Origin of the sequence: Streptomyces pathocidini, assembly GCF_001418495.1 — a bacterium.
Classification (GTDB): domain Bacteria; phylum Actinomycetota; class Actinomycetes; order Streptomycetales; family Streptomycetaceae; genus Streptomyces; species Streptomyces pathocidini.
On sequence record NZ_LIQY01000708.1, the window covers coordinates 1 to 3,459 of the forward strand.

Annotated in this window: 3 protein-coding genes; all 3 read right to left on the reverse strand. The window is 72.2% G+C overall.

All coding sequences use genetic code 11. The features are described 5' to 3' along the window. Nucleotides 1-26: 26 nt before the first annotated feature. Nucleotides 27-1,025, reverse strand: coding sequence for a cell envelope lipid trafficking protein PgfA (pgfA, locus tag AOK16_RS24690; protein WP_055474308.1), 999 nt, complete (start codon nucleotides 1,023-1,025; stop codon nucleotides 27-29). A 102-nt stretch (nucleotides 1,026-1,127) separates the two neighbouring features. After that, entirely contained in the window at nucleotides 1,128-1,262 is a 135-nt protein-coding gene (locus tag AOK16_RS26905; RefSeq protein WP_107098447.1) for an SPW_0924 family protein, read from the reverse strand. Nucleotides 1,263-1,427: 165 nt separating this feature from the next. Further along, nucleotides 1,428-3,179: a lytic transglycosylase domain-containing protein gene (locus tag AOK16_RS24695; protein WP_055474309.1), complete on the reverse strand. Its 1,752-nt coding sequence runs from the start codon at nucleotides 3,177-3,179 to the stop codon at nucleotides 1,428-1,430. Nucleotides 3,180-3,459: the final 280 nt, after the last annotated feature.

The following is a 3,459-nucleotide window of genomic DNA, read 5'->3' on the forward strand; positions in this document are numbered from 1 at the left end:
CGCCGGACGGGCTGGATTTTCCGCCCTCAGGCATTGATCGGCTGCAGGTCCGGTGTGTGAGTGCCCGGAGGCAGTCCCGGATCCGGGCGGCGGCCGCGGGCCTCCAAGAACAAGGCCAGGGTCAGGAGAGCCGTGCCCAGGGTCAGGAAGGCCCAGGGGAGGTACGCGGTGAGGAGGAGGACCAACTGGCGCTGGGAGGAGACCAGATCGACCGTGTAGTCGATGTAGTCCTCGCGCATCTTCACATGTCCGGCGAACGCGGTGACTTTCTTCTGGTCGCCCAGGAGCGCCCCGCCGCGCAGCTCCTCCCGGTGGATCTCCTGGCCGTTGACGGGCGCGCCCGTGGTGGGGTCGACCCAGAACATGCGCTTGGTGGTGTACCAGCGCGTGGTGCCGGTCTTGGCGACCGATTCGGGGGTGATCCCTTTGACCGGCATCTTCTTGGGCATCGGGACCCTGGTCCAGGGGATGGTCTGCTCGAAGTAGTAGACCTCCAGGCCGCGGAAGTTGCGGGTGCCCCGGTAGTGGATGGGGGCCGAGGTGCGGGCCTGGGCGTCGAAGTAGGTGTAGTCCCGCTTCTCGGTGAGGAAGGGCCACTTGAACTCGATGCCCTCGCGGCGTACGGGGTCGCCGTCCACCATCTCGCCGTCGGCGTGGACCGGGTCCTGGGTGTGGGCGTCGAAGATGTAGCGCTCGGGAATCTCGGAGACCATCTTGCCGTCGGGTCCCTGCACATAGGAGAGGCCGTCCCACACCACGACGTCCCGGCCCGCGGTGCGTTCGATCTTCTCCGACTCCTCGACGTTGCCCTTGAGGGTCTGGACGATGGTCACCTTGGGGACCTTTTTCGGCCGCATCGTGCCGTAGTCGAGGAGGGTCGCGTTCTTCGCCTCAAGGACCATCTCCTGGTACTGGCTGGGCGGGATCTTGGCCAGCCGCGGGAAGGCGTACCAGCGCAGGAGCGGCGCCAGCGCGGCGAAGAAGACGGCGAAGGCGAGCAGCACCAGGCTGGCCTTGCGGCGCATTCCGCCTCCGGTGCGGCGTCGGGCGGAGAGGGCTGGGGGTTCTGCCGGGGGTCCGGGGGCCGTCCCCCGGGCAGACACGATTCTCCGCACGTGGCCTCCCTGCTACGGGTGCTTGGGGACGGTGGTCAGCAGTGGCTCGGGGGAGGTCTCGCCGCTGGGGGCGCCGACGGCCGTCATGGCGAGGACGAGCGCGAGGGCCGCGGCCAGTCCGATGGCGGCGGCGGTCAGGGCGCGCATGGTCGGCCTCCCGGTGGTGGAGCGACAGCCGCCTGACGGATCGTCAGACTGCCCGGGCTGGGGCACCGTAGCAACGGGGAGCGGAGATGAGAACACGTCGCACCGCCCCTCCGCCGGAAGTCCCATGGGGCGGCGGAGGGGCGGTGCCGGGAGACTGTGCGGTTGTTACGTGGCGGACGGCGAGGGCTGGGGTGCCGGGTCCGTGACGGTCAGCTCGATGGTGAGCGTCCCGCCGCCCGCGGTGGTGAGGCGGAGCAGGAAGGTGCCGGCCTGGCCGTCGGCGTAGATCTTCGGCAGCTTGAGGGTGCCGTCGGCGCCGGTCTCCAGGGTGCCGAGAGTGCGGATCGGGTTGCCCGAGGCGTCCTTGAAGTAGGGGCCCTTGTCATTCTGGGTGGCGTCGTCCGCGGACTTGACCATGGTGGCGGTCACGGCCACGCCCGACGCGGCCTGGCCGCCGTTGGTCGCCTTGATCTCGACCGGCTCGGCGAACTCGCCGCCGGTCTCGGCCTTCAGCGGGGTGTCGCCGGTGCGGGCGATCGCGTCGGCCTGCGGGGCGGGGCGCGGCTTGACGGTGGCGGTGAAGTCCACGGCGGCCAGGGCGCGTCCGACGACGGTGGCCCGGACGGTGAAGTCGCCGGTCTTCTCTCCCGCGGTGAGCTTGGGCGCGGCCGCCGTGCCGTCGCTGCCGGTGGCGACGGTGGCGGTGGTCGCCCCGCCGGGGAAGCGGGCGCCGGTCGTGCCGCTGATCTCGTACCGCACGGCAACCTTGGCGACCGGGGCGCCCGCCTTGTCCTTGACCAGGACGCGGGGCGACTCGGCGAACTCGCCGCCCGCGGTGGCCGTGAACTCCCGGCTGCCGTCGGCGGAGAGGGCGCCGGCGCGCTCGGCAGGGGTCTGCGCGCCGGACTGGTCCGAACCGGGCGGGGTGCCGCTCGGGGTGGCGCCGGGCTCCGAGGGATCGGCGGACGGGTTCTTCCCGGAGCCCGAGCCCGAACCGGAGCCGCTCCCGGGGCCCGCACCCGTGCCGGACGGGGTGGGGCTCGGGGAGCCCGAGGGCGTGGTCGCGCCGCCGGTCTTCGAACCGCCGGAGCCGTTCGAGCTGTTGACGGGGATGACGCCCGTGCCGTCGGGCACCTCGTGGGTGCCCTTGCGGTAGTACTCGAGCCAGGACAGCACGGTCCGCAGGTACTCCTGCGAGTGGTTGTAGCCGAGGATCGCGCGCTCCAGGTCGCCCTGGACCGACAGGTCCCGGTTGCCCGCGCACAGGTAGCGGCCGGCGGCGAGCGCCGCGTCGTAGATGTTGTTGGGGTTCCGCTCGCCGTCCCCGTTGCCGTCGGCGCGCCAGGTCTGCCAGGTGGAGGGGATGAACTGCATGGGGCCCACGGCGCGGTCGTGCGTGGTGTCGCCGTCGTAGGCGCCGCCGTCGGTGTCCGTGATGTCGGCGAAGCCCTGGCCGTTGAGCTGGGGGCCGAGGATGGGCTGGAGGGTGTTGCCCTCGGCGTCCACCCGGCCGCCGCTCGCCTGGCCGGACTCCACCTTGCCGATGGCGGCGAGGAGTTCCCAGGGGAGCCTGCACTGGGGGTGGCTCTGCGCGAGCGAGGACTCGGCCTTCTTGTACGCGTCCAGGACGGTCGCGGGTATGCCGGCCTCGGCGGGGCCCTTGGCGCCGGACCCGCCCGGCAGCTTCGTCGAAGTGCCGGGCTTTCCGGGGGTGTTCAGCGGGGGAAGGTCGGTGTAGTACGAGCCGCCGCCGTCGATCGGGGTGTCGGCCGCGGGGGCCGAGGACTTATCCGAGGCGGGCCGCTGCGAGCGGAGTTCCTCGGGGGCCTGGGAGGCGCTGAGCGCCGCCATCGCTACGGCCGCCACGGCTGTCGTGGCGGCTCCCTTGCGCAGCCGCCGGCCGAATTGCGCTGCCATACGCGCGTCCCTCCCATGCCCTTCGAGCGAGAGGTCTGGGGTCCGCCCGCCCGTGTGTCCTGCCCGCCCCTCTTCCCCCGGCGTGGCACCGCTCGTGACCCTACGACACCTTCAGGCCCCGAGTCACCGGCGCGTGCCCAGAATTCACCGCTGTCGCACCTGGCGGTGGCGCGGCGGACGGACGGGGTCGGATGGGAGGGCGGAGAGCGTGCCGCATACTGTTCGCCGTTGCTCGAAACGGACAGGGAGGCCGTCCGCCTCCCCGGGGGAGGTCTCCGGG